This is a genomic window from Pseudomonas luteola NBRC 103146 (genome assembly GCF_002091675.1).
GTDB lineage: Bacteria > Pseudomonadota > Gammaproteobacteria > Pseudomonadales > Pseudomonadaceae > Chryseomonas > Chryseomonas luteola.
This window is the reverse complement of record NZ_BDAE01000008.1, coordinates 62,911-84,151: the sequence shown is the minus strand read 5'-3', so window position 1 is coordinate 84,151 and position 21,241 is coordinate 62,911. Positions and strand designations below refer to the sequence as shown.

The 21,241-nt window shown below is 56.8% G+C and carries 18 protein-coding genes and 1 pseudogene; 5 read left to right on the top strand and 14 right to left on the bottom strand.

Annotated features, from left to right (window positions below; genetic code table 11):
- Position 1 precedes the first annotated feature (1 nt).
- The 3 genes from PLU01S_RS11400 to PLU01S_RS11390 are packed head-to-tail and all read right to left on the bottom strand — an operon-like array spanning position 2 to position 4,058.
- Entirely contained in the window at positions 2–1,165 is a 1,164-nt protein-coding gene (locus PLU01S_RS11400; RefSeq protein ID WP_010798109.1) for an MFS transporter, read from the bottom strand.
- Positions 1,162–2,487, bottom strand: coding sequence for a lysine N(6)-hydroxylase/L-ornithine N(5)-oxygenase family protein (locus tag PLU01S_RS11395; protein ID WP_010798110.1), 1,326 nt, complete (start codon positions 2,485–2,487; stop codon positions 1,162–1,164). The genes PLU01S_RS11400 and PLU01S_RS11395 overlap by 4 nt, the downstream gene beginning before the upstream one ends.
- Positions 2,488–2,501: 14 nt before the next feature.
- Positions 2,502–4,058, bottom strand: a complete 1,557-nt coding sequence (locus PLU01S_RS11390) for a pyridoxal phosphate-dependent decarboxylase family protein (RefSeq protein WP_139208765.1) — start codon at positions 4,056–4,058, stop codon at positions 2,502–2,504.
- Between the two features lie 639 nt (positions 4,059–4,697).
- Here PLU01S_RS11390 and PLU01S_RS11385 point away from each other — a divergent pair.
- The gene (locus PLU01S_RS11385; RefSeq protein WP_010798112.1) at positions 4,698–4,880 is read left to right on the top strand and encodes a hypothetical protein; all 183 of its coding nucleotides are present in this window, start codon (positions 4,698–4,700) and stop codon (positions 4,878–4,880) included.
- 86 nt (positions 4,881–4,966) lie between these two features.
- Here PLU01S_RS11385 and PLU01S_RS11380 read toward each other — a convergent pair whose 3' ends face one another.
- The 3 genes and pseudogenes from PLU01S_RS11380 to PLU01S_RS11370 form a co-directional block, all read right to left on the bottom strand.
- Entirely contained in the window at positions 4,967–6,562 is a 1,596-nt protein-coding gene (locus PLU01S_RS11380; protein WP_074825488.1) for a gamma-glutamyltransferase family protein, read from the bottom strand.
- A 26-nt stretch (positions 6,563–6,588) separates the two neighbouring features.
- A pseudogene (locus PLU01S_RS25350) lies at positions 6,589–6,738 on the bottom strand (ABC transporter permease); the annotation flags it as partial.
- Between the two features lie 88 nt (positions 6,739–6,826).
- The gene (locus PLU01S_RS11370) at positions 6,827–7,867 is read right to left on the bottom strand and encodes a purine-nucleoside phosphorylase (protein WP_074825491.1); all 1,041 of its coding nucleotides are present in this window, start codon (positions 7,865–7,867) and stop codon (positions 6,827–6,829) included.
- Positions 7,868–8,166: 299 nt separating this feature from the next.
- On the opposite strand from PLU01S_RS11370, the gene PLU01S_RS11365 reads away from it, so the two are divergent.
- A complete protein-coding gene (locus PLU01S_RS11365; protein ID WP_074825493.1) occupies positions 8,167–10,584 on the top strand; it encodes an ELM1/GtrOC1 family putative glycosyltransferase in 2,418 nt (805 codons plus the stop codon).
- Positions 10,585–10,640: 56 nt separating this feature from the next.
- Entirely contained in the window at positions 10,641–11,408 is a 768-nt protein-coding gene (locus PLU01S_RS11360; protein WP_019367198.1) for an aspartyl/asparaginyl beta-hydroxylase domain-containing protein, read from the top strand.
- A 53-nt stretch (positions 11,409–11,461) separates the two neighbouring features.
- Here the strand turns inward: PLU01S_RS11360 and PLU01S_RS11355 are convergent, their stop codons facing one another.
- From PLU01S_RS11355 to lptF, 6 genes are all read right to left on the bottom strand, one after another.
- On the bottom strand, positions 11,462–12,232 hold the full coding sequence (locus tag PLU01S_RS11355) for an aspartyl/asparaginyl beta-hydroxylase domain-containing protein (protein ID WP_083397881.1): 771 nt from the start codon (positions 12,230–12,232) through the stop codon (positions 11,462–11,464).
- 67 nt (positions 12,233–12,299) lie between these two features.
- Positions 12,300–13,268, bottom strand: a complete 969-nt coding sequence (locus tag PLU01S_RS11350) for a hypothetical protein (protein ID WP_074825494.1) — start codon at positions 13,266–13,268, stop codon at positions 12,300–12,302.
- Between the two features lie 8 nt (positions 13,269–13,276).
- Positions 13,277–14,203 carry a diacylglycerol/lipid kinase family protein gene (locus PLU01S_RS11345; RefSeq protein WP_233432145.1) on the bottom strand — a complete coding sequence of 309 codons (927 nt, stop codon included), beginning with the start codon at positions 14,201–14,203 and terminating at the stop codon, positions 13,277–13,279.
- Between the two features lie 37 nt (positions 14,204–14,240).
- Positions 14,241–15,425: a CDP-alcohol phosphatidyltransferase family protein gene (locus tag PLU01S_RS11340; RefSeq protein WP_074825498.1), complete on the bottom strand. Its 1,185-nt coding sequence runs from the start codon at positions 15,423–15,425 to the stop codon at positions 14,241–14,243.
- A 105-nt stretch (positions 15,426–15,530) separates the two neighbouring features.
- On the bottom strand, positions 15,531–16,604 hold the full coding sequence (lptG, locus tag PLU01S_RS11335) for an LPS export ABC transporter permease LptG (RefSeq protein WP_074825500.1): 1,074 nt from the start codon (positions 16,602–16,604) through the stop codon (positions 15,531–15,533).
- Positions 16,601–17,674, bottom strand: a complete 1,074-nt coding sequence (lptF, locus tag PLU01S_RS11330; RefSeq protein WP_074825501.1) for an LPS export ABC transporter permease LptF — start codon at positions 17,672–17,674, stop codon at positions 16,601–16,603. Before lptF ends, lptG begins: the two co-directional genes overlap by 4 nt.
- 148 nt (positions 17,675–17,822) lie before the next feature.
- Between lptF and PLU01S_RS11325 the strand changes: the two genes are divergently transcribed.
- A complete protein-coding gene (locus tag PLU01S_RS11325) occupies positions 17,823–18,605 on the top strand; it encodes a phosphocholine cytidylyltransferase family protein (RefSeq protein WP_010798129.1) in 783 nt (260 codons plus the stop codon).
- Here PLU01S_RS11325 and PLU01S_RS11320 read toward each other — a convergent pair.
- Positions 18,596–19,426 (bottom strand): nucleotidyltransferase family protein, encoded by an 831-nt coding sequence (locus PLU01S_RS11320; RefSeq protein WP_074825503.1) that lies wholly within the window; start codon positions 19,424–19,426, stop codon positions 18,596–18,598. The genes PLU01S_RS11325 and PLU01S_RS11320 overlap by 10 nt on opposite strands.
- Positions 19,410–20,564, bottom strand: coding sequence for an N-acetyltransferase (locus PLU01S_RS11315; protein WP_233432146.1), 1,155 nt, complete (start codon positions 20,562–20,564; stop codon positions 19,410–19,412). The genes PLU01S_RS11320 and PLU01S_RS11315 overlap by 17 nt, the downstream gene beginning before the upstream one ends.
- A 226-nt stretch (positions 20,565–20,790) precedes the next feature.
- Between PLU01S_RS11315 and PLU01S_RS11310 the strand changes: the two genes are divergently transcribed.
- Positions 20,791–21,240 carry an HIT family protein gene (locus tag PLU01S_RS11310; RefSeq protein ID WP_074825600.1) on the top strand — a complete coding sequence of 150 codons (450 nt, stop codon included), beginning with the start codon at positions 20,791–20,793 and terminating at the stop codon, positions 21,238–21,240.
- The last annotated feature ends 1 nt before the right edge of the window (position 21,241 follow it).

Sequence of the window (21,241 nt, the reverse complement as noted above, 5' to 3'; positions counted from 1 at the left end):
ATCAGACCCCCTTGTCGATAACAGGCGTTGTCGTGGGCTGGGCCGTGCGGACCAGCAGCGGATAGGCGAGGGCAGTCAGGGCAAAGCCTGCCGCGCCGATCAGGAAAGGCACAGTCAGGCCAAACGTGCTGACCAGGGACCCTGCCGCAAACGACGAGCCCACTACGCCGAGTTGTTGAAAGAAATTGATCTTGCTGAAATCAGCGGCATACGCATCGGGCGTGCTCAGCTCGAAGAGCAGGGCATCCAGCCGTACCGTGACCTGGAACATGGCCCAGCCATACAGGCAGCGGCCAGTAAGGATCAGGGCGGTCTGCTCACCGGCCTGAAGCAGTAGGCCGCACACACCCAGCAGCAGCGCACCGCTCAGGGCCTGCTGTCGGCTGCCGGTACGCCGGTTCAGCCAGAGTCCGAGCAGGGCCATGCCACCAGGAATGGCGTACACCAGTCCGGTCAGGGCGGCGTGGTCCAGCTGAGCGACCTGCTCCCAGTACACCGTAAAGAACGGCTTTACCAGGTAGCCGCTGAAATAGAACAGCAGCATCAGCAGGCAGAGCCGGTAGATAGGCCATGCCTTGCCGGTACGGTGCGTAATGGCTTGTTCCGGCTTGGCATGGGGTGGTTCCCGCCGTAGCAGGCGCAGGCAGATCGCCATTTGCAGAAAATCCCCCGCGGCCATCACCACAAAGACATCCCGTGGCTCCAGTACCTGAAGGACCAGGCCGCCCACCACGGCGCCGAGGATGGCGCCGAAGTGAACGACAACCGACAGCATGCCGATGGTATGGGTATGGTTCCTGGAATCTTCCAGGCTCATCACGTAGGGGTACATGAGCAGGTAGCTGCCCTTGAACACGATCATCCCCAGCGAGACAAGCCAGAACTCCAGGAGCGCCGATGCCCAATAGCAGTACAGGCACAGCAACCCGGCGGCGAGCTGCGTCCAGATCAGCAGCCGGATCGGGTGCACCCGCCGCGCCACGCGCGCCCAGAGGGGCAGCGCGAGCATAACCGTAAAGCAGATGGCGGCCAGATAGGCCCCCACATGCTCCGGCCGCGTTTCACCGAAACGGCTGGCAAAGTACTGCGGATAGAACGGAATCAGCATGGTGTCGCTGATGACGGCAAGGGCCGTCATGGCGATCAGCGAGGTACGCAGCGTCATGTCTTGGCCGGCTCCGGCTGGAGCAGTGTCGAAGAGGGCGCCGTGAACTGCTGGAAGGCGATCTTGCGTTCGACGGGGTAATGTTCGCGGCCGAGCATCTCGCGAATGATATAGGCGTTGCGGTAGCACGCCATGCCCAGGTCGGGCGTTACCAGGCCATGCGTATGAAGCTCGGCGTTCTGGACGAAGATCTCCTGGCCGGCGGTATCAATCGTATAGTTTCGATTGACGGCGAAGCGGCCACGCTCATCGAAGCGCAGGCGTGAGCGTAACCCTTGAAGGAAAGGAGGGGTTCTGTAGCAATACCCAGTGGATAATACCAGCCCATCAGTCTGAAGCGTATAGCGGCTCTCCTGTTCCTCCTGAAACAAGGTAAGCGTAAAGGTGCCGGTACGCTCATCGTAGCGGCAGTCCTGCAGCTCCGTGTTGGTAAGCAGGTTGGTCCTGACCGGACCGCATAGGCTCTTGTTGTACAGCAGGTCGTAGATGTCATTGATCAGGGCGCTGTTGATCCCCTTGTAGAGCCCCTTCTGACTGCGCATCAAGGCGTCACGCTTGTGGGTAGGCAGCTGATGGAAGTAGTCGATGTACTCGGGCGATGTCATCTCCAGGGTCAGCTTGCTGTATTCCAGCGGGAAGAAGCGAGGCGAGCGGGTTATCCAGTTCAGGGTGTACTCGCGCGTGTCGATTTCCTGCAAGAGGTCATAGTAGATCTCCGCCGCGCTCTGACCGCTGCCGATCAGCGTAATGGTGCTTTTTGCCTGTAGAGCCTGTTTGTCGGTCAGGTAGGTCGACGTGTGGGACAAGTGGCTGCTGGCGTCCTGGCAGCAGTCAGGGATGTAGGGTGACGTGCCAGTTCCCAGGACCAGACGGCGCGCCTGATAAACCAGGCGTTCTCCTGTTTTGGTGCAGGTACAGTTCACCGTATAGAGGCCGGTTGCCGGATCATGGTCGATACGTTCGACGTATCGGTTGAACTCGATATTGGGCAGCCGATCGATGACCCATTGGCAGTACTGGTTGTACTCGCGGCGCATCAGGAAGAAGTCTTCCTTGATGTAGAACGCATAGATGCGGCCAGTGGATTTAAGATAATTCAGGAAGCTGAACGGGCTGGTCGGGTCCGCCAGGGTGACCAGATCGGCCAGGAAGGGCGTCTGCAGGGTTGCAGATTCCAGCATCATGCCGGGATGCCAATCGAAGCACTCGTTCTTGTCGAGAAACAACCCATTGAGCTCGTCGATGGGAGCAGTCAGGCACGCCAGACCCAGGTTGAAGGGGCCAACACCAATCGCGATGAAATCGTAGGTTGAAGCCGTCATGGTGGTTCTCCAGATCAGCACGTGGCCAGGGCAGATTGTTGGTTAACGTAACGGGCACCTTCATGCTTGATGGCGTCGAGAATGCCTCGCAGGTCGTCCAGGGTGGTCATGGGGTTGAGCAGGGTGAACTTGAGGTACTGTTGGCCGCCTACCTTGGTGCCCGCGACGATGGCGCGTCCGCTGCGAGAGAGCGCTTTGCGAATGGCTGCATTGGTCGCATCGATCTGCTCGGTACTCATCGGCTCCTCGGGGATATAGCGGAAGACCAGGGTGCTCAGTTCGGGAACATGGGCAATGTCGAAGCGTGGGTCACGCTCGATAAGCGGATAGGTTGCGCGAGTCAGATCGATCGCGTGATCGAATAGGCTACCCAAGGCATTCGCACCCATGGTGCGCAGCGTCATCCAGAGCTTGAGCGCATCAAAGCGGCGTGTGGTTTGAATGCTTTTGTTAACGAGGTTGGGTGTGCCTTCCTGGGTCTGGCTCTTGGGGTTCAGATAATCGGCATGGCAGGTGACATGGCCCAGCTCTCGACGATCCCGTACCAGAAACGCACTGCAACTGACCGGCTGGAAGAATGATTTGTGGTAATCGATGGTGACCGAGTCGGCATGTTCGATACCGGCCAGACGGTTACGGTATTTGGGCGAAATCAGCAGTCCGCCACCGTAGGCGGCATCGACATGCATCCAGATTTTTTTCTCGCGACAGATTGCCGCGATGTCTTCCAATGGATCGATACTGCCGAAATCCGTAGTACCGGCAGTAGCCACTACCGCCATCGGAATCAGCCCTTCGGCTTCGCACTCCTCCAGCACGCGGCGCAGATCGCTCAAGTCCATTTTCTTGCGCGCATCGCTGCGTACCGGTATCACGGCGTCATAGCCCAGGCCCAGGATGGCCGCGGATTTCTGTACGCTGAAATGACTGACCTCGGATGACAGGATGCGCAGGCGTTTGAAATCGGTCGGCAAGCCTTGCGTCTTGTTGCTGGCGTGACCGGGCTGACGGTTGCACACATGATCACGGGCCAACAGCATGGCCATCAGGTTGGACTGAGTACCACCACTGGTAAACACCCCATCGGCTTCGCTGCCTAGGCCGATGCGCTCAGCCGTCCAGTCAATCAACTTTTGTTCGATATATGTGCCGCCGGCACTTTGATCCCATGTGTCCAGTGAGGAATTGATAGAAGAAAGTACCAGCTCGGCAAGAATAGCCGGAATAACAATAGGACAATTAAGATGAGCAACATAGTGAGGATGATGGAAGTAAACAGCATCTTTCAGGTACAGTGCTTTTAGTTCTTCCAGTGCCTCGTTGAAGTTACCTAGTTTTTCATCCAGATTCACTTCGTCAAACTGCCGCTTTAGTTCATGCGGCAATATGCCGGTATAAGGTTTATCTATACCGAGCAATGTTTCCTTTATACATTCAGCCCCTTGAACCATAAGGCTTTCATAGGCCTGCGCATTCTTTTCGTTGAAAAGATGCGAAGTCGCCTGATCGTCCTGTAGGCGAGCGGAAGGGTATGCAGTAATGGCCGCATACGAATGCAATGGATTATTCACGAATGGAACCTCGGCAATTGATTAAACAATTCTGCAATAACCCAACATGTTGTCGGGATATATGCCTCGCCGGGCTCTCACGGTAGTTTGATATTAATAGTTAGCTATATGCCATTATCAAACGGCTTAGCCTTTATAATTTAAAAGCAGTAATAACGCATGAAAAGTAAGTGTTCATTACTATCGCAAAGCCCATTCAGAGTAGACCCTGTATTGAATGAAAATCAATATCATTTAACACAATGCGGGTGATGAAGTGTGATGCGCTTCGCTTAATGGTGCGCTCTTTTGGTGCTGTGGCACGGTGATATTAGAAAAACTGATCGGTGATGGAGCGAAACAAACACAGCAGCGCTAGCTTGGCCAGTCGTCTTCAGTTTACTCACATGGGCCAGCAGCCAGATTCGGGCGGAGCTGCCAAGGCCGGGGATCAATAGGAAAACCCGTCCAGTGACGGTTAAGGCACGACGGTTGCCTGTACCAGACTGAGCATAAACCTGTTGTATGAACAAAAAGGTCGTTGCCGTGATTGAAGCGAATTGCCAGGGAATATTTCGGTCCCATTAGAAGGGCGCCCAATTGCATGTACTGAGGGCGTGACGATAACGAATTCACCGTCCTGAGAAAGGGAGCGCACTCATGCAAGAGAAAGTCGTCAGCAGTTCCAATGGTTACTACGTGTTCGAATGCGCAGATGCGACTGGCGGCAGCTGTTATGAAATCAGAATGGGCACACGCTGCGTCAAGCGCGTCGGCAGCCTCGACGAGGCCAAGCGATTCATCCAGTTCGCTTATGCAGAAGAAGAAAACTATCAGGACTAGCACCTTCGTGAAGACCTGGAATGAGATAAGGCCCGATCAGGCGTAAGGGATGGGAGGAAGGCCTGCGCGGCCTCCCTCCGGCAAGGTCAGAACGCGACGGCTTGACCGTCCTTGCGTGGATCAGAGCCACCGACATAACCATCGGCCGTTTTCTGAATGATCTGAGCACCACCGAATGCAAACACGCCGCTTGGTGCCTCAACCTGGATATCATGTCCTTTGGCGCGTAAGGCAGCTACGGTCTGTGAATCGAACTGTCGCTCAACGGCAACCTTCCGACCTGACTCGATCCGCCAGCGGGGCGCGTCGGCCGCCGCCTGCGGGTTCTGCTTGTAGCGCAGGATACGCAACATCATCTGCAAGTGTCCCTGCGCCTGCATGGGACCGCCCATAAGGCCGAACGACATCAACGGCGTGCCGTCAGCATTCATGGCAAAACCGGGGATGATGGTGTGGAAGGGGCGCTTACCGGGAGCGACGGTGTTGACGTGCTCTGGGTCCAGAGAAAAGCCCGCCCCGCGGTTTTGCAGGCTGATTCCCGTGCCTGGAACCACTACGCCGGAGCCAAAATCCATGTAGTTGGATTGAATGAACGACACCATCATGCCGCTTTCATCTGCCGCTGACAGGTACACCGTACCGCCGGGCTTGGGCGAGCCATGGCCTGGGTCAGCAGCAGTCTCGCCGATCAGCCTGGCGCGCTCCTTTAGATAGGCTGGGTCAAGCAGATGGTGAGCCAGAACGCGCATATGGTCCCGATCTGTAATGTGATGATTGAGGTCCGCCAGGGCCAGCTTCATCGCTTCCAATACCACATGCAGGGTTTCGGGGCTGTCGACAGGATGATCGCCAATACCGATGGCCTCCAGAATCCCCAGGCCGCTGAGCGTAGCGATGCCCTGGCCGTTAGGAGGCAACTCATGGACCATGGCGCCTGCAAAGGGCGTGGATAGGGTATCGATCCAGTCAATTGAGTGATTGCCCAGGTCATCCAGGCTCATAACGCTGTTGTTGGCTCTGGCATGAGCAACCATGGCTTCGGCCAGGGCGCCTCGATAGAACGCTTCGCCGCGGGTTTCGGCGATCAGCTCCAGCGTTTTGGCATGGTCCCTGAGTTGAATCTTCTGCCCGGCTCTGGGGGCTCGGCCATCGGGCAGAAAACACTCGGCAAAGCCGGGCTGATCTTTCAGGAGCTGACCGCCTCGCTGCCAGAGTTCAGCAATGATAGGCGTTACCTGGTAACCCTCTCGCGCATAGCGTATGGCGGGTTCGGCCACCGTGGTGAAAGGCAGCTTGCCGTAACGCTCGGAAAGCCCGGCCCAGGCGGAAACCGCACCGGGCACGGTCACTGCATTCCAGCCGCGCTCCGGCATGTGTTTGTGCCCTGCAAAATACTGGGGCGACCACGCTGCCGGTGCGCGTCCAGAGGCATTCAGTCCCTGTAATGTTTTGCCATCCCAGACGATGGCAAAGGCATCACTGCCGACACCACACCCTGTTGGCTCTACTACCGTAAGCACCATGGCAGCAGCAATTGCCGCATCTACCGCATTACCGCCACGGCGCAGCATGTTCAGGCCTGCCTGGGCGGCCAGTGGCTGGGAGGCCGCTACCATGTTCCGTCCCATGACAGGGGAGCGGGCAGAGGCGTAAGGCTGGCTATAATCCAGATGATCGAACATGGGATCACTCTCTTCTTGTCTGACGGTTAGTCTTTGGGATCCAGCGCATCGCGCAAGCCGTCGCCCAGCAGGTTGAAGCACAGCACCGTGATATAGATGGCCACGCCTGGAGCAATAGACATCCAGGGCGCCTGTTCCATGAAATTCTTGGCTGTGTTGAGCATGGAGCCCCAGGTCCGTTTGTAGGCAACGCTGCCTGTTAACGGTGTGGCTAATAAGGGTAGACGGCAGGACCAGACACATTTGCCCGGTCCTTGTTTGCGATCAGGAGGAGGGAACGCCTTTTTCCCAGGTACTCCAGTTCTTAACGATGTCCTGTACCAGAGGATTGCCTGTACGGAACAGGTTTTCCAAGGCAGGTTCAAAGCCGCCTTGCTTGGCGTAATCGATCAGGTTTTCAACATCTGAATAACCCTCGTAAGGACGATCGAAGTCAGAGCCGCCACGCACTACGGCCAGGCGCTGGATATCGACACGGCCCGTACGGCTGGCCCGTAGCAGCGCCTCATAAGTGGCGTTGTCTTCCTGCTGCGTAGTGCAGTAACGGCCTTTGCCATCCGTCAGCGTACGCGTCCATTCTTCGGCGCGTTGGGAGAGCAGCGTACCGGAGAACCAGGTATCGCCGGCGACGGTGTCACAGCGGGTAACCACGGGAGGCTGGTTGGCAGGCGCATAGCTGTACTTTTTGCGCCACGCAGTAGACTCGGGGCTTTCGATGAGCTTGACGTCCTTGGAAAGGGCATAAGCCTTTTCCATCAGCTTCTGGTTAACCTCGAACACTTCGGTCTTGTAGTCCAGAGGAGGCTTTTGAGTGGGATGACGCGTATTGATACCCAGGTAGCCACCTTTCCAGTCAGCCGGAGCTTCTCGAGCGTCCAGCTCCCATTGGATGCCAAAATCCACGAGATAGTGCGCCCATGCCGTAGTGCCAATGGTGCCCTCGTGTGGGTTGATTCCTGCAATACCAGCAACCAGGAAATAGGTCTTGCGCAGATCGAACTTGGGCGAGAAAGCTAATGCCATGGCCGAGGCCGCGGCATTGGTGTGCCCCATTGCGGTCGTCATCAGACACACCTGCGCCTCATTACAGAGCACATCTGGATACTCAGCAGACAGCCCTTCGACCGGCACCTTTTTATCGAGCTTGAGTTGCTCGATCCAGGTCTTGGCTTCCGGGCCAAACATGGCGATCAGCATGACTTTGGGCGCAATGGGTTTTTCCGCTGCGGATACCTGGGGCGCCGCGGTAAGTCCGCCCAGCAGACCTGCCAGTCCTAGCACGCTTGCGAGGGATTTTTTCAGCATGGGATGGAGTAGCCTCTTATAGAGTGAGCGTGAAAAACCTCACCGGATGTTCAAGGTACATGCCAGCGCTAGGCGCAAACGTGCAAAAGCGGTTGTCTGCAACACGAATCGCTGATAGAACGCGGGTTGGCTTCACGGGCTGGCAGTATAGGAAAAGCAGTGATAACAAAGGGCCAGCCACGCGCTTTGTGATGTGTGCAAGAGCCTGTTCAATCTGAACAGGGAACTATAGTTCTTCCGTCAGCAACCAAGGCAGGTTGTACAGCTGTTCTGCCTCAGATCGAAGCATAAGAGGACGCATGACTTTCTTTGCCTGGAAAGCGCCGCGCGCTATACGTAAGTGGAAACTGCCCCGTTCGGAAAAAAACCGAGTGTCTCCCTCCACCGCTTCGGCCGGAACATCCGGTAGCCAGGCTGCCCATGCACCCATGGCGGTTCCGCATATTGTGCCGATTGTGTTGGAAGCAAGGGCAGGGGCACCCGAACAGCCAGCTGTACGCATTTTCCTGGGAACCGAGCCTGCACAATACCGCGCCGAGCGGATCTTCGTGTATTCGTTGGAGCAGGTGCGCAATCCTGATCGGCGTTACGAGGTTTACCGCATGACCCGTCTGCCGGGCTTTGATGAAAGCCGCTGGCGTACCGGGTTTACGAATTATCGATTTGCCATTCCGGATCTGGCCGGACGTCATGGGCGCGCCATTTATAACGATGTGGATCAGATCTATACGGCTGATCCGGCGGACCTCTTCGACCAGCCCATGGGTGAGCATGGTTATCTGGCGTTAACCCCAAACGACACGGCCGTCACCTTGATCGATTGCGAGCGCATGGTCGAGGTCTGGAATTTTGAAAAGGCACGTTGTGAAAGCAAGAAAGCTTTGCACGCCCAGGCTGCCGAGAAGCCCGGCCTATGGGGACAGCTCGACCCCGTCTGGCATGCGCGTGACCTTGAGTATGAGCATGGCCGTTCCAGATTGCTGCACTACACCACGCTGCACTTGCAGCCCTGGCGGCCAACACCTGAGCAATACTCCTATCAGATCAACCCGTATGCCGAGTATTTCCTGAGCCTTGAGCAGGCGGCCAATGCTAAAGGTTACGAGCCTTACACCATGGCGAGTCCTAGTCCAGACTTTAACGCAGCCTGTCAGACGCTGGCATCGCCTGCTGCGTCTCTGCCATCGGATGTCCTGTCCTTTGCAAGCGCACTGAACGGCAACGATATCGCCTTCGTAGGGCACTGGACTGATGTTCATAAGGACTCACTGGCTACGACCCACTACCGCTTCGAGCAATTGCGCCAACCAGACCTGCCCAGCCATGACCTTTTGGCGGTCAGTGGTCTTGAGCATCTGCCACCGGAAGATGTGCCCTGGCTCGTGGACCGGCTGTTCAGGCTTAGCCGCAGTTTTGTCTACATCCGGGCAGGACTGGGGACAGATGAGTCACTCATCAGCTCGATCAAGGGATGGCGGGCACTGCTGCGCCGTGTGTCCCAGCGCTATCCGGATCGTTGCTGGCAGCTTGACTGCGAAGACGGTAACGGCACCTTGCAGCGTTATCTGGCGGACTTCCCGTTACGTTCCCGGCGGGCAGAGGCGCTGCCCAGGGTGTGGGTACTGCTGGGCCAACATGCGGGCGATAATGCACAGTTGGTTGCCATTGCCGAGTCGCTTGGCTGGCCATACGAATGCAAGGAAACGCGGTTCAAGCCGGCCAAGTATGTGCCAGGTGCCTTGTTGCAGGGCAAGATGGCTCAGTCCGCGCCGGGTCTTGCCGCGCCCTGGCCGGATCTTGTCTTGAGTTCGGGCCGACGTACAGCACCGGTGGCGCACTGGATCCAGCGTCGTTCCGAAGGACGGAGTCGTCTGGTAGTCGTTGGGCGCCCACGCGCACCGTTATCCAGCTTTGATCTGGTCCTGACCACACCTCAATACAGCCTGCCACTGCGGGATAACGTAGTGGATTTACCCGTGCCCTTTATCCAGAATCAGACACCGTCTGACCAAGAGCTGGCGGTCTGGAAAGAGCGCTTTGCGCATCTGCCACGGCCCTGGGTTGCCATGTTGGTAGGGGGAAGCAGTATTCCTTACGAACTGGATAAGGCAGCAGGGCGAGCGCTGGGTGCCCAAGCCAGCGCTGCTGTCGGGGCTAAGGGGGGATCGCTTCTGATTTCTACAAGCCCCCGTACCGCAGAACCGGTTACCCAATCGCTATTAGAGGCCATCGAGACGCCGAACTGGTGTTACCGTTTCGACAAGGGTAGCGATAATCCCTACCGGGCATTGCTGGCGTTGGCCGATGCCTTCATCGTGACCGGCGAAAGTGTCTCCATGCTGACGGAGGCTGCCCTGACCGGCAAACCAGTTGCGGTTTTCCCATTACCGGTACGGCGCCATTTCAAGGCGCGTGTGCATCATGCGCTTGAACGCAAGCTGGGCGTGATTGACCGGGTGGCAGGTAGCCGTGGCACGCCCCGGCAGCAGAACAAGACCGGACGACTCTACGACAGTCTTGTAGAGGAAGGGCTCATCAAGCGTGAGCGAAGAATCGAGGAAGTTCATGTAGCGCTGGGGCTTTTGCCTTTGCCGCAGGGACTTGATCAAGTGCCAGGTCTGTCGCCAGCGCTTATGGCTACCTCGCGCCAGCGTGCTATCGAGGCCGTACGGGCCGTGATTACAGGCGAGCGGGCCTTGTCGGCAAATCGCATATAGGCATACATGCAGGCGGTCCGCTGGGCCGCATCGAATACCGTCAGGACACACGTACAATGACCAACGCCGCACCTCCTGTTGCCGCTAAAACAAAAGTCAAACGCAGCGCCCTCTACCGGACCGGTAAAAAGCTGCGGCCCGCGCTTAACAGCTATCTGGCCAAAAATTCTCTGGTCGGCGATCCGCCTGTATTCGATAAGCAGCTGTTTCCCTGGACGGCCTCGCTGGAACAGCATTGGGAGGGTATACGGCAGGAGGTGCAACAGCTCTTGAAGGGTATGGATTCAATTCCTGCGCTTCGCGATATTTCGCCTGATCACCGCAGGATCGCCGAGGGTAACAGCTGGCGCTCCTATTTTCTGTGGGGGTATGGCTACAAGATCGAAGAAAACTGCCAGCGTTGCCCAAAGACCACCGAGGCCTTGTCCGTAGTGCCAGGTCTGAACAGTGCTTTCTTTTCCATCCTGACGCCGGGTGCGCACATTCCACGGCATACCGGAGTGACCAAGCGCATCATGACGTGTCATCTAGGACTGCTGACGCCCACTCCACGTGAAAATTGCCGCATTCAGGTAGGAGATGAAATGGTCTATTGGGACGATGGCAAATGTATCGTGTTCGATGACACCTATCCCCATGAGGTCTGGAATGAAACCGATCAGACGCGGGTCGTGCTACTAATCCAGTTCAAACGGCCATTGCGCCTCCCGGGACGGCTCCTGGGCGACCTGTTTTTAGGTGCAGTAAAGCGGAGCCCATTCGTTCAGGAAGCACGTCGCAATCTTGCTGCGTGGGACGATGCTCAGAAATTGCTGGATGAATAACCGCGTTTGAGTGACAGCTCGACGCCAGGAAAAGCCGAGCCGTTATTCTATCGTTACGGCTCCAAACCGCGTTCCCAGGCGCGATGGTTGCGCCGCGCATCCTGAATGAAGGGTGACCAGCGAATCAATCGTAGGATGATCCGGTTAAGCAGCGAGCCTGGCCAAACCAGGGGTCGTTGAATGTCCAGGAACAGCACTACGCGAACGCCATCGGTCTCGTTCCAGACCTGATGCCGGTAGGTGTCGTCAAAGATCATGCACTTACCGGTTTCCCAGTGCCGGGTCGCGCCGCCCACCTCAATACGGCACTTTTCTTTCGGCTCGGGGACGACTAGCCCCAGGTGAGCCCGGAGCAGTCCGTTGTAGGGACCGCGGTGCAATGGGATGTGCTTTCCAGGTTCCAGAATGGAAAAGAACGCCGTGAACATGCCTGGGATGGACTCGATGATGCGAGTTGTCTCCGGGCAGCGCAGGCAATTGCCATCCATCTTGTAGCCGTATCCGTACAGGAAGAAGGTTTTCCAGCGATCATCCTGGGTGATGTTTTTCTGGTCCTTAGAGATGTCCTGAAAATTGGGAATCCTGTGCTTGTTTTGCAGGACTTCATTCAGCTCGGCACGAATCGTTTCCCAGTGGGTTTCCAGTTCAGGTACCCAGGCAAACTGGCCGGCATCGATAAAGGGTGTCGTTTCTACCTTGGAGTAGTGCTTGATCGCTTTTTCCAGGCGCTTGATGATCCATAGACCGATCGCCACACTGGGGCGGTGCTTTTTGCGTTTACGTTTCTGAGTAGACAGCGTGGCGTTGTCCTGGGTCTTTTCCACTCTTCACCTCGTAGGCAGTGCCGCATGGTTCCTGATGCAAGCGAAGAGCGCTCCGCTTGCGTTCGATTTAGCGTAAACGACGTTCCCTCAATAACCGCCACAGCAACGGCCAGCCGAAGATCAGCGGGTAGCGGCGTAGCCGAGGCGTTACCTCAATTGGCCGACCCATATGCCGTTCTAGCTTCCAAGCGATGTAGTCCACTCCATTCTCGAATGTGAAAACGGACTTCATGAGCCGAAGAATATTCAGCATTCGTCCCTGGCGCCGCCGGGTGCTCCACAGCTGTCGGCTTTGCTGCAAGCGCTCACGGGAAGGCATATGCGAATAAAGATTCTCTTCAGACGCTATTCGATGCACGCCGGAAAAGTCACTGGCAACAGCTGCCGTTAACTGACGGTAGTAGGTTTTATCATAATGGACCAGCTCGGCAGGCCGACTTGCGGCTTCTGGACGCAGTTCAGTGCCATAGCTCAAGGCAAGGCCCGTTTGCCATAATTGTTCACTGCTAAAGCGTTCCGGCATCGAGGGCAGTGTTTGTTCCACTAACCTCAAGACGGCGTAGCCCAGTGCCTGATAAATACGCTGTCGTGTCGTGTCATCCCGGCAGTACACCAGGCGAGACGGTTGCGCAAACCGGCCCCACAGATAGCTCTGAAACCAGTGAGCCGTGCCGCGCTCCAGATCCTTCAGCGAAAGCACCGCGCATTTGGTTTGCAGTACGTCTCCCTCAGACGTGCGGGCCTGTAACATGAAAACGTTAGGCGGCAGCCACGTATTGGCGACCCTGAGCAGCGCACTGGCATGTGCCTCCGCATAACTGTCGACGATAGCGTACAGGTCAACGATGCCTTCGGCCGGATTGCCACTCCGCAGGCAGGAGCCATAAAACAGCACGCCCACGACGGACGCGCCAAACCGAGCCTGGACCGCTTCACACAGGCAATCGAGTTCCTGGCGTACCGGTTGCCCGCTTTGCCTGGCGATCACCTCAAGCAATGCCGGTGAAGGACGGGGGAGCGGGGCAAGATCTGGCATGGCCGGCCTCAGTAGGTTAGAAAGCGCAGGGGAGCGGTGGTTGAAAGACGAATCGGGCAAGTAGCCTCGAACTGTTCGCCGTCCAGAAGAAAGTGTGAGCTGCCCTCAAGACTGAGTGTGCTGAGGTTACGACTGATATAGCCGTCCCGTTCATGCGCAACCGATTTGCCGCGACCGCACAGCAGGAACGGTAGGACGCGCATCAGCCGTCGCGGCTGATGCTCGACGGCTGTGAAATGCATGGGGGCCGCTTCGGTGCCCCAATACGGGCGGCAGCCGATCAACAGATTATCGAGCGTTGACGCGAGTACCAGAAGCCAGCTGCTGCTCCAGTCATGCGTATCGGTTCTCAGTGACGCGGGTGTGGCTGGGAGAAGTGGATGGGGTTTGCTGCGCAGCAGCGACAGCAGCATACGGATAAAGGCCAGGGCAGGGCCTAGCGCACCGCGTACACCCGTTGGGCGAACATGCTGATGAAAATACCGGACACCGCTCAGAATCGCGCCCGTACCGAAAAACATTCCGTACTGTGGCCCGTTCGTCTCGTCGCCCACGACTTTTAGCGCGGCGCGCTCCACCTGGCGCGGCGCCGCTCCCTGGCCCTCCAGCCAGGCGCGCAAGGCCTTCAGTACGGCCTCAGGTTTCGCCCGTGTGCCCAGGTCGGCGGCACTCATGTTTGTGGTGCCACCGGCAATCACCAACAAGGCAGGTAAGGGCGTGGAGGACGTTTGCAGCAGAGCCGTCAGGACGGCTTGTAACGTACCGTCGCCGCCGATTACAACCACAAGTTCTGGTGAGTTTCCCTGCCATTGAAGCAGCGCGCGGGTAATATCCGCTGGTTCTGAAGCCTCATGCAACATGACACCGGGCAGGGTGGCAATCGATGCACGTAAAGGCTGCAGACATCGACGAACACGACCGCTTAATGGATTCATGAGTATCCCGATCCGTTTCGGTACGGGAAGTTCGTATTCAGGCATCGGCCAGCCCGGAGCGGGGAGCAAACAGCCGAACCACCGGACGATGTCCTTCAGCCTTGAGATCGATCTGGCTCAACCACGGCTGCAATTCAGCACCGCGTCGCCGCAACGTAATGGCCCATATGACGCGCCACGCCAGAACAAGCGTCGAGATGACTGTCCAGGCTGCCACCAGTAGCAGTCCCACATCATTGGCCCCAGCAGCCCATGCCAACGTAAGCAGCAAGAGATTAGGATTGCGGCGGGCCGTAACCAGTCGGTTCAGCGAGTCGAAGGGTTTCCAGAGGAACATCGAAAAAGGGGCGGCAAACTTGAACGAGCCTTCGCACAGGCGTCCTGCTACATAGCCAATAAAGATGGCCCAGAACACTAAAGAAAGCGGCAGGCTGTAGCTCCAGGTTGCAGCAAGCCCCATACCCCAGGCGATGTACCAGAGCGGCGGGTGCACGATGTCGAGGGCGTGGTCGAAAATATTGCCAAAGCGGGTCGAGGTTACCGTTACGCGGGCAAGTTTGCCGTCCACGGTGTCGAGAAAGGTCATGATCCAGCCTGCGATCAGGCCCAGGCCGAACTGCCCGTTCCAAAACCACCAACCGGCCAGGATGGCCAGCACATAACTGGCGGTCGTGACGTGGTTAGGACTCAGGCCCAGACGAACACACAGGTGGGTTACCCAGCGTGCCGGCACAGGCCAGACGCCGCGGGTGATAAAGTCCGTTACACCCTTGTACGCACCATTGAACAAGGACTTTTCCAGGTGCTGGCGGTTGCTTTGGGTGATTCTTGCTACCCAAGGCTGATCGAACTTGCGCAGCTGGGTCTGTAGGCCGGAGGCTACGGTGTCAGGTTGCGCAGGACGTAGCTGAGCGACAGCAGGTGCATTCAGGTCGGCCACGCCAGACAAGCGCGAGGCGGAGAGTCGGGCCGCGACAACCGCGCCATCCCGAGGGTCCTGCAAGGCAACGTCTTGGGTATCCAGCAATCCTCTTAATACCCGGTCATCGTAAAGGTAATCCTCGCGCAGCAGCAGAACATCACCTTCAGCAGGAAGCGCTTCGCCGGGGCTGGCCAGATGCGCCTTGGGAAATTTCTTCAGGATTCTTCGCAGCCGCTCCCGTGAGGTCAGGCCCCACAAGATCACCTCGCAACGGCCTACCAGATGGACCTGTATCGTCATAAGTTCTGCCTTAGTCCACGCAATGGATGTGTTATTTAAATTATTAAGCCTTGCGAGCCCTGTCTGACGAGGGCCGCAGCCTGTTTGGCAGCCTTTCGTGCCGCCTTATCGTTTTCTGTCGAGCCGAAAAATCAGGCTCATCGAGAATACCAGCATTAACAGCGCCGGAACGGTTCCCACCAGAACAGGAACAAGTCCGAACAGAATGCCCAGGTTTACAATAATCTGATTGGTCAGATAAACCAGCAGCCCCGTCACTGCGCCAAGGGCCAGCTTGCTGCCCAGCCCGGTGGAGCGTACCTGGCTAAATGAAAAAGGCACTGCCAGCAGTATCATGGCCAGGGTCAGCAAAGGTGTTCCAAGCTTTTCCCATAAGGCCACTTCATACTGGGCCGATGGTTGCGCGGTACCCTTCAGGAATTCGATGTAGTGGTAGAGCTGCCGGGAAGAAAGACTGTCCGCCGGAAGCGCAACCTCCTGCAGGCGCGTTTCAGGCAGCACTGATTGCCAAATCATCTGATCCATGTGCTCGACCGTCTCGTCACCATCGACCCAGCGCTTTACCGTCACATCATGCAGCTGCCATATTCCCTTGGGCTGAATGTCGGCATAGTTGGCAAACAGATATTCCTTGAGTACCTGGTCGCCGTCAAAGCTGAACACTTCGATATGGGTAGGAATCCGTCCCAGGCGCAGCCCGCCTACACGAACGAACTGCTGGTCCTTACGCCCCCAGATGCTGCCATCCTTGCCATTCCCTTCGACTGAGGCAATGGCATGTGCACGTAGCTGAATAGCGCTTTGCTGAAGAGGCGAGGCAGCAAACTCATCGATTGCCGCCAGTGCTACCGCAAGCAGTGCGCCGGCCAACACGGTACTCAGCCCGATACGAGCAGCAGAGATGCCAGCAGCACGCAGCGTGTTGAGCTCTTGCGTCAGAGCCAGCTGCCCCAGTGCAGCGATACCGCCCAGCAAGGCAATGAAGGGGCCGAGTTCGACCATGCGTCGAGGCAGCGTCATGGCGACTACCTCAATGGCCTGGACAAGCCGGTAATCTCCGCCGATGTCATCAAGCTCCCCGACAAGGTCCAGGGTGCTGAACAGTGGCAGTAACAATGCGGCAGCGGCTATGAAACCCATGAAGAGGGACTGCAACAGATATTTATCAATGATCTTCATGCCGTGCGGATCCGCTTCTTGCCTACGTCCCGCCGGATGGCGACAAGCAGCGCCAGCGTCATGAGAATCGGGATCAGCCACATGCCGGGAAAGAGGGGCAGCGAGCCATTGCCAACCATGCTCCGGCAAATGTCGCTGGCATAGAAAACCAGAGCAAATGCTGCCGTGACCGGTAGCATTCTCGCAAAACGGCCCTTGCGGGGAGCGGTATAGCTAAGTGGTATGGCAAAAAGTGCCAGCAGTAGGGTGGTGATGCCTCGGGTCTGGCGCCATTGCAGCTCTGCCTGATCAGATAAGGCTGACGAAGCTGCCAGTGCACTGCTGGGTGCGGCCTTGCGGCGATACTCGGCTGTTTGTGCAACCGGCGCCAAGTGCAGGGTCATATCCTTGAAAAGCATGGTCTGGTCCCGGCTGCCCTGGCGCTCCAGCGAGTAGGCAGTACCCTGTTCCAAGGACAGAACAGGGTCTTCCGGATTAGGGTCTGTAATCAATGCTTGGCGGGCCCTGAACAGGTGGGCTCTTTCTGCGCCGCTGTCGTAGATCAGCACATCCTTTAACGCGCCTGAGTCAGGCTCGATGTGTTTTGCCAGGATCATCCGACCATTGTCTTCATTGACGTTGAAGCGTTCGGCCTGCAAATGATTGACGTCCAGATCCGTTTTGGACTGCTGTTCGAGTCGATAAGCGTCGTCATATGCCCAGGGTCGGCCATAGAGGGAAAGACAGGCAACGGCGATCGCAACGGGCAGCGCAATCAACAGGATGGCTTTATACAGGCGCAGCGGGCTGACACCTGATGCAGCAATAGCCGTCATTTCCGTATCGTGGTACAAACGTCCCAGGCTCAGGACGACCGCGACATAAAGCGCTACAGGGACAAGCACTTCGAGCGCAATAAGTACCTTGTAATAGACGATATCCAGAACGACACTCAGTGCCAACGTGCCATTCGCAGCTTCAGCCAGATAGCGTTCCGAGGAGTAGCTGGCAAAAATGAAGGTGAGAATTCCCACCATGGCCAGTAAAGGACGGCATACCTCGGAGATAACATAACGCTCAATTAGACGCATGAACTCTGGAGCCTTCTGTGGTTCCAAAACACCCGCCGGTTACTATACCGTTTATTCATACGTAACTGGCTGAATAACCATCCTTAAATGTTTGGCCGGGGTTTGGCTGCTTCGAGGTGGTTAAGTTCCTTCCTGTTAGGAGACGGCATTGAATCATCTTGAACGGAATGAGCCCCGTCGGGCGATCATTTTAAGTGCGGGGCAAGGACGTCGGCTTCTTCCTTATACCGAAAACAAGCCCAAGTGCCTTATCGAGCTTGAGGGGCGTACGGTCATCGAGTGGCAGATCGATGGTCTGATGGCCGCTGGAATAGAAGACATTACGGTTGTTGTAGGCTATGAGGCGGGTCAGGTAGAGCGCGTATTGAGCGACCGTTATGGTGCAGGTGTCATCCACACGCTGTTCAATCCCTTTTATGAGGTGGCGGATAACCTGGCCAGTTGCTGGATGGCGCGTGAAGCCATGCGTGATGATTTTCTGCTACTCAATGGCGATACGCTGTTTGATCTACCGGTACTCAAGCGTCTTTTGGGTGCGTCGCCGCGGCCTATCACACTGGCCATCGACCGCAAGCCCTCTTATGACAGCGATGATATGAAGGTCTGTCTCGAAGGCGATCAGCTGATGCGTGTGGGCAAGACGTTGCCGTTGCCAACGGTCAATGGCGAATCAATCGGCATGATGTACTTCCAGCCGGAGGGGGGCGTTCTGTTTCGCAAGGCGCTTGAAGACAACATGCGCAAGCCTGAAGCCCTGCAACGCTGGTATCTGAGCATTATCGATGAAATCGCTCAGCAGACCGGCCAGGTTTACGTACAGTCCATCGAAGGACTGAGCTGGGGCGAGCTGGATTTCCCCCAGGATCTCGAAGCTGCCAAGCACAAGGTGCATACCTGGCAGATGGCGACATCAGCGGCGGCTCAATACTGAGCCGCTTCACGCCCAACTCTTTCCGCCAGGATCGTCTCTACCAGTTGACGGTCCGCTGGCGTATCCACATCAACTGCGGCCTCGGCGAAGGGCAACACCACCGCGCCAATTCGCATGTTCAGTTTGCGTGACAACCGCTCCAGCGCCTGCTCCAAGGTCAACGTTCCCGCCAGGTAGCGAAGCACTGCCGTCCAGCCCAAAGCACCCGTGATGACTCGCCATGGTCGCTTGCGCTCCTGCTCGATCCGTCTCCAGAAGGGAGCCAGCTGATGACCACGCTCCGTCATAAACGCAAACAGGTTGCAGCCACAGAAAGGGCCGTCCTTGAGCTTGATCGCCGTACGGCGATTTCCGGGAAAGCGCGCCTTGACTGTTTCCAGGCGAGCAACGCCCACCACAAAGTCACATCCGCTGCGCCGGGCCTCGGTCAGGAAGTAATCGACTATGTCCGGCGTCAACAGTGCATGGTCGGCAGTCGTCAATAACACCGGTTGCGTTGGATCTTCCGCCTCAAGACCGAGCGCGGCGCTGGCGCTGGGAGAGTTAGCATGGCTCAGCCAGTTGATTTCACCGGCTTGCAGCCATGCTTCTACCTGAGGTTCCTGGCGCAACAGGGCGCGGGTAGGGCCTATGAGCGTAATGCGCTCCACCAGAGGGCTTGAGCGCAGGGTGCTAGTCACGCGGCGAACCATTGGAATGCCGTCTACGGTTGCCAATGCCTTGCAGTCCACACCGGCCGCCGTTGCCACTGCGTCCCCGTCATGTCGGTCAGCAGCCAGAATCAGTGCCGAAAAGGGTTTGGATTCAGAGCTGCTTTTCATAAACGCGGTATCGCTTGTACTGGTGGGTGCCAATCTGCTCGAGAATAGTGCGCATGCCGGTATTGCTTTCCAGAATCCAGGACATCTCCAGGGCTTCGAGGCCGTGCCTGACGAAGGGTGGTTTGAGCGCTTCGATCAGGAGCAGCGCCAGCGTAGGACCGAGGCGGCTGAATTGATGTTCCTGACGTACCCCCATCAACGGTACACGAGCCGTGGTTGGCTTGCGAATCTTCAGTCGCCACAGCAGACGCAGCCAGCCAAAGAGCAGGAGTTTGCCGTTAAGTGGCCTGATCACTTCATTCAGGTTGGGCAGGGCAATGATGAATGCGCTGGGCTTGCCATCTACTTCGGCGATGTACAGCAGGTCATCGGGCACCAGCAGCTTGAGGTTATTACCCATCTCCCGGAACTCGGCTTCGGTAAAGGGAACGAAGCCCCAGTTGTTGGCCCAGGCATCGTTGAAGATATCGCGCAGCGTCTGCATTTCTTCGGCGAAACGGCTACGGTCCAGCGTTCGGATGCGAACCCGCCCACGGTAGCGATCCATCATCCGGCGCATGGTCGGCGTGAAGTCGAGCTCGTCCGTACGCATCCAGTACGCCAGAAGATCGGCAGCGGGCCGGTAGCCATTATTCTCCAGCTGCTGGCTGTAGTAAGGGTGGCCATGGCTCATCATGAACATTGGCGGTGTATCGAAGCCTTCGACGAGAAGGCCACTCTCTTCATTGATGGTCAGGCTGAAGGGGCCTGTAATACGACGAGCGCCTTGCTCGAGCAGCCAGGCTTCAGCCGTATCGATCAGTGCCTGAAAGACGGTCGGATTATCAATGGCTTCAAGCATGCCGAAGTGACCGGTGTCCTGACCATGACGCTCTCGATGGAGCGTATCCACCTGCGCTGTGATACGTCCTACCGGCTCGTGGCCTGACCAGGCGATCCAGGCCCGCCATTTCAAATGTTCGAATACGGGATTTTTTCGGGAGAGGTGCTCGTGGCGCTCGAAATGCAAAGGTTCGACCCAATTCGGGTCGCTCTTGTAGAGGCGGCCCGGGAAACCGATAAAGATCGCCATATCCGTCTTGCTGACAACCGGTCTGACTTCGATTGTTCCTTTGATCCCGGAAGTAAGTTGGTCCACATGAAGGCCTTTGGCTTGGTTAGCTGAACAATGCTTCGCGTTGCACTAGAAACATGCTTCCTTACATACACGCATTACTTCTTCCCACGGCACGATTATGCGCTTATGGTTTACGGATGTTTCAAAAAATAACAAGCATTGGTGATTCGAATAGGCTTTCAAAGCAGCGCATAAACATTTAACTTCCGTAGCCGAACCTAATCATACGATGATCAATGGGGCCTGGATGGAATCGACTGATGCGTTGAGCGCCACCATGAAGAAGTTTGGCGCTCCCGATACCGTGATTCGCGATTACCGCTATTGGGCGGTGCTGTTGCGACCCCAGCAGGTAACGTTGGGCTCTCTGGTATTGATTGCCAAGGAGCGGGTGACGGCATTTGCCGAGTTGAGTCCGGCAGCATTTGCAGAGCTCAAGGCCGTTACTGTCGATATTGAAAGTACTTTAAAAACTATCTTCAACTACGACAAACTGAACTATCTAATGTTGATGATGGTCGATCCAGACGTCCATTTTCATGTAATACCTCGTTACAACAGTCCCCGTACTTGGGCTGACCGGGAGTTCAGTGATAGTGCCTGGCCAGGACCCCCTCAGTTGAATTCATCAATTGAGCTTCAGGAGGTCGACAGCGTTAATTTACGTGATGAACTGATGCGCCGCTGGCCTTGCTGAT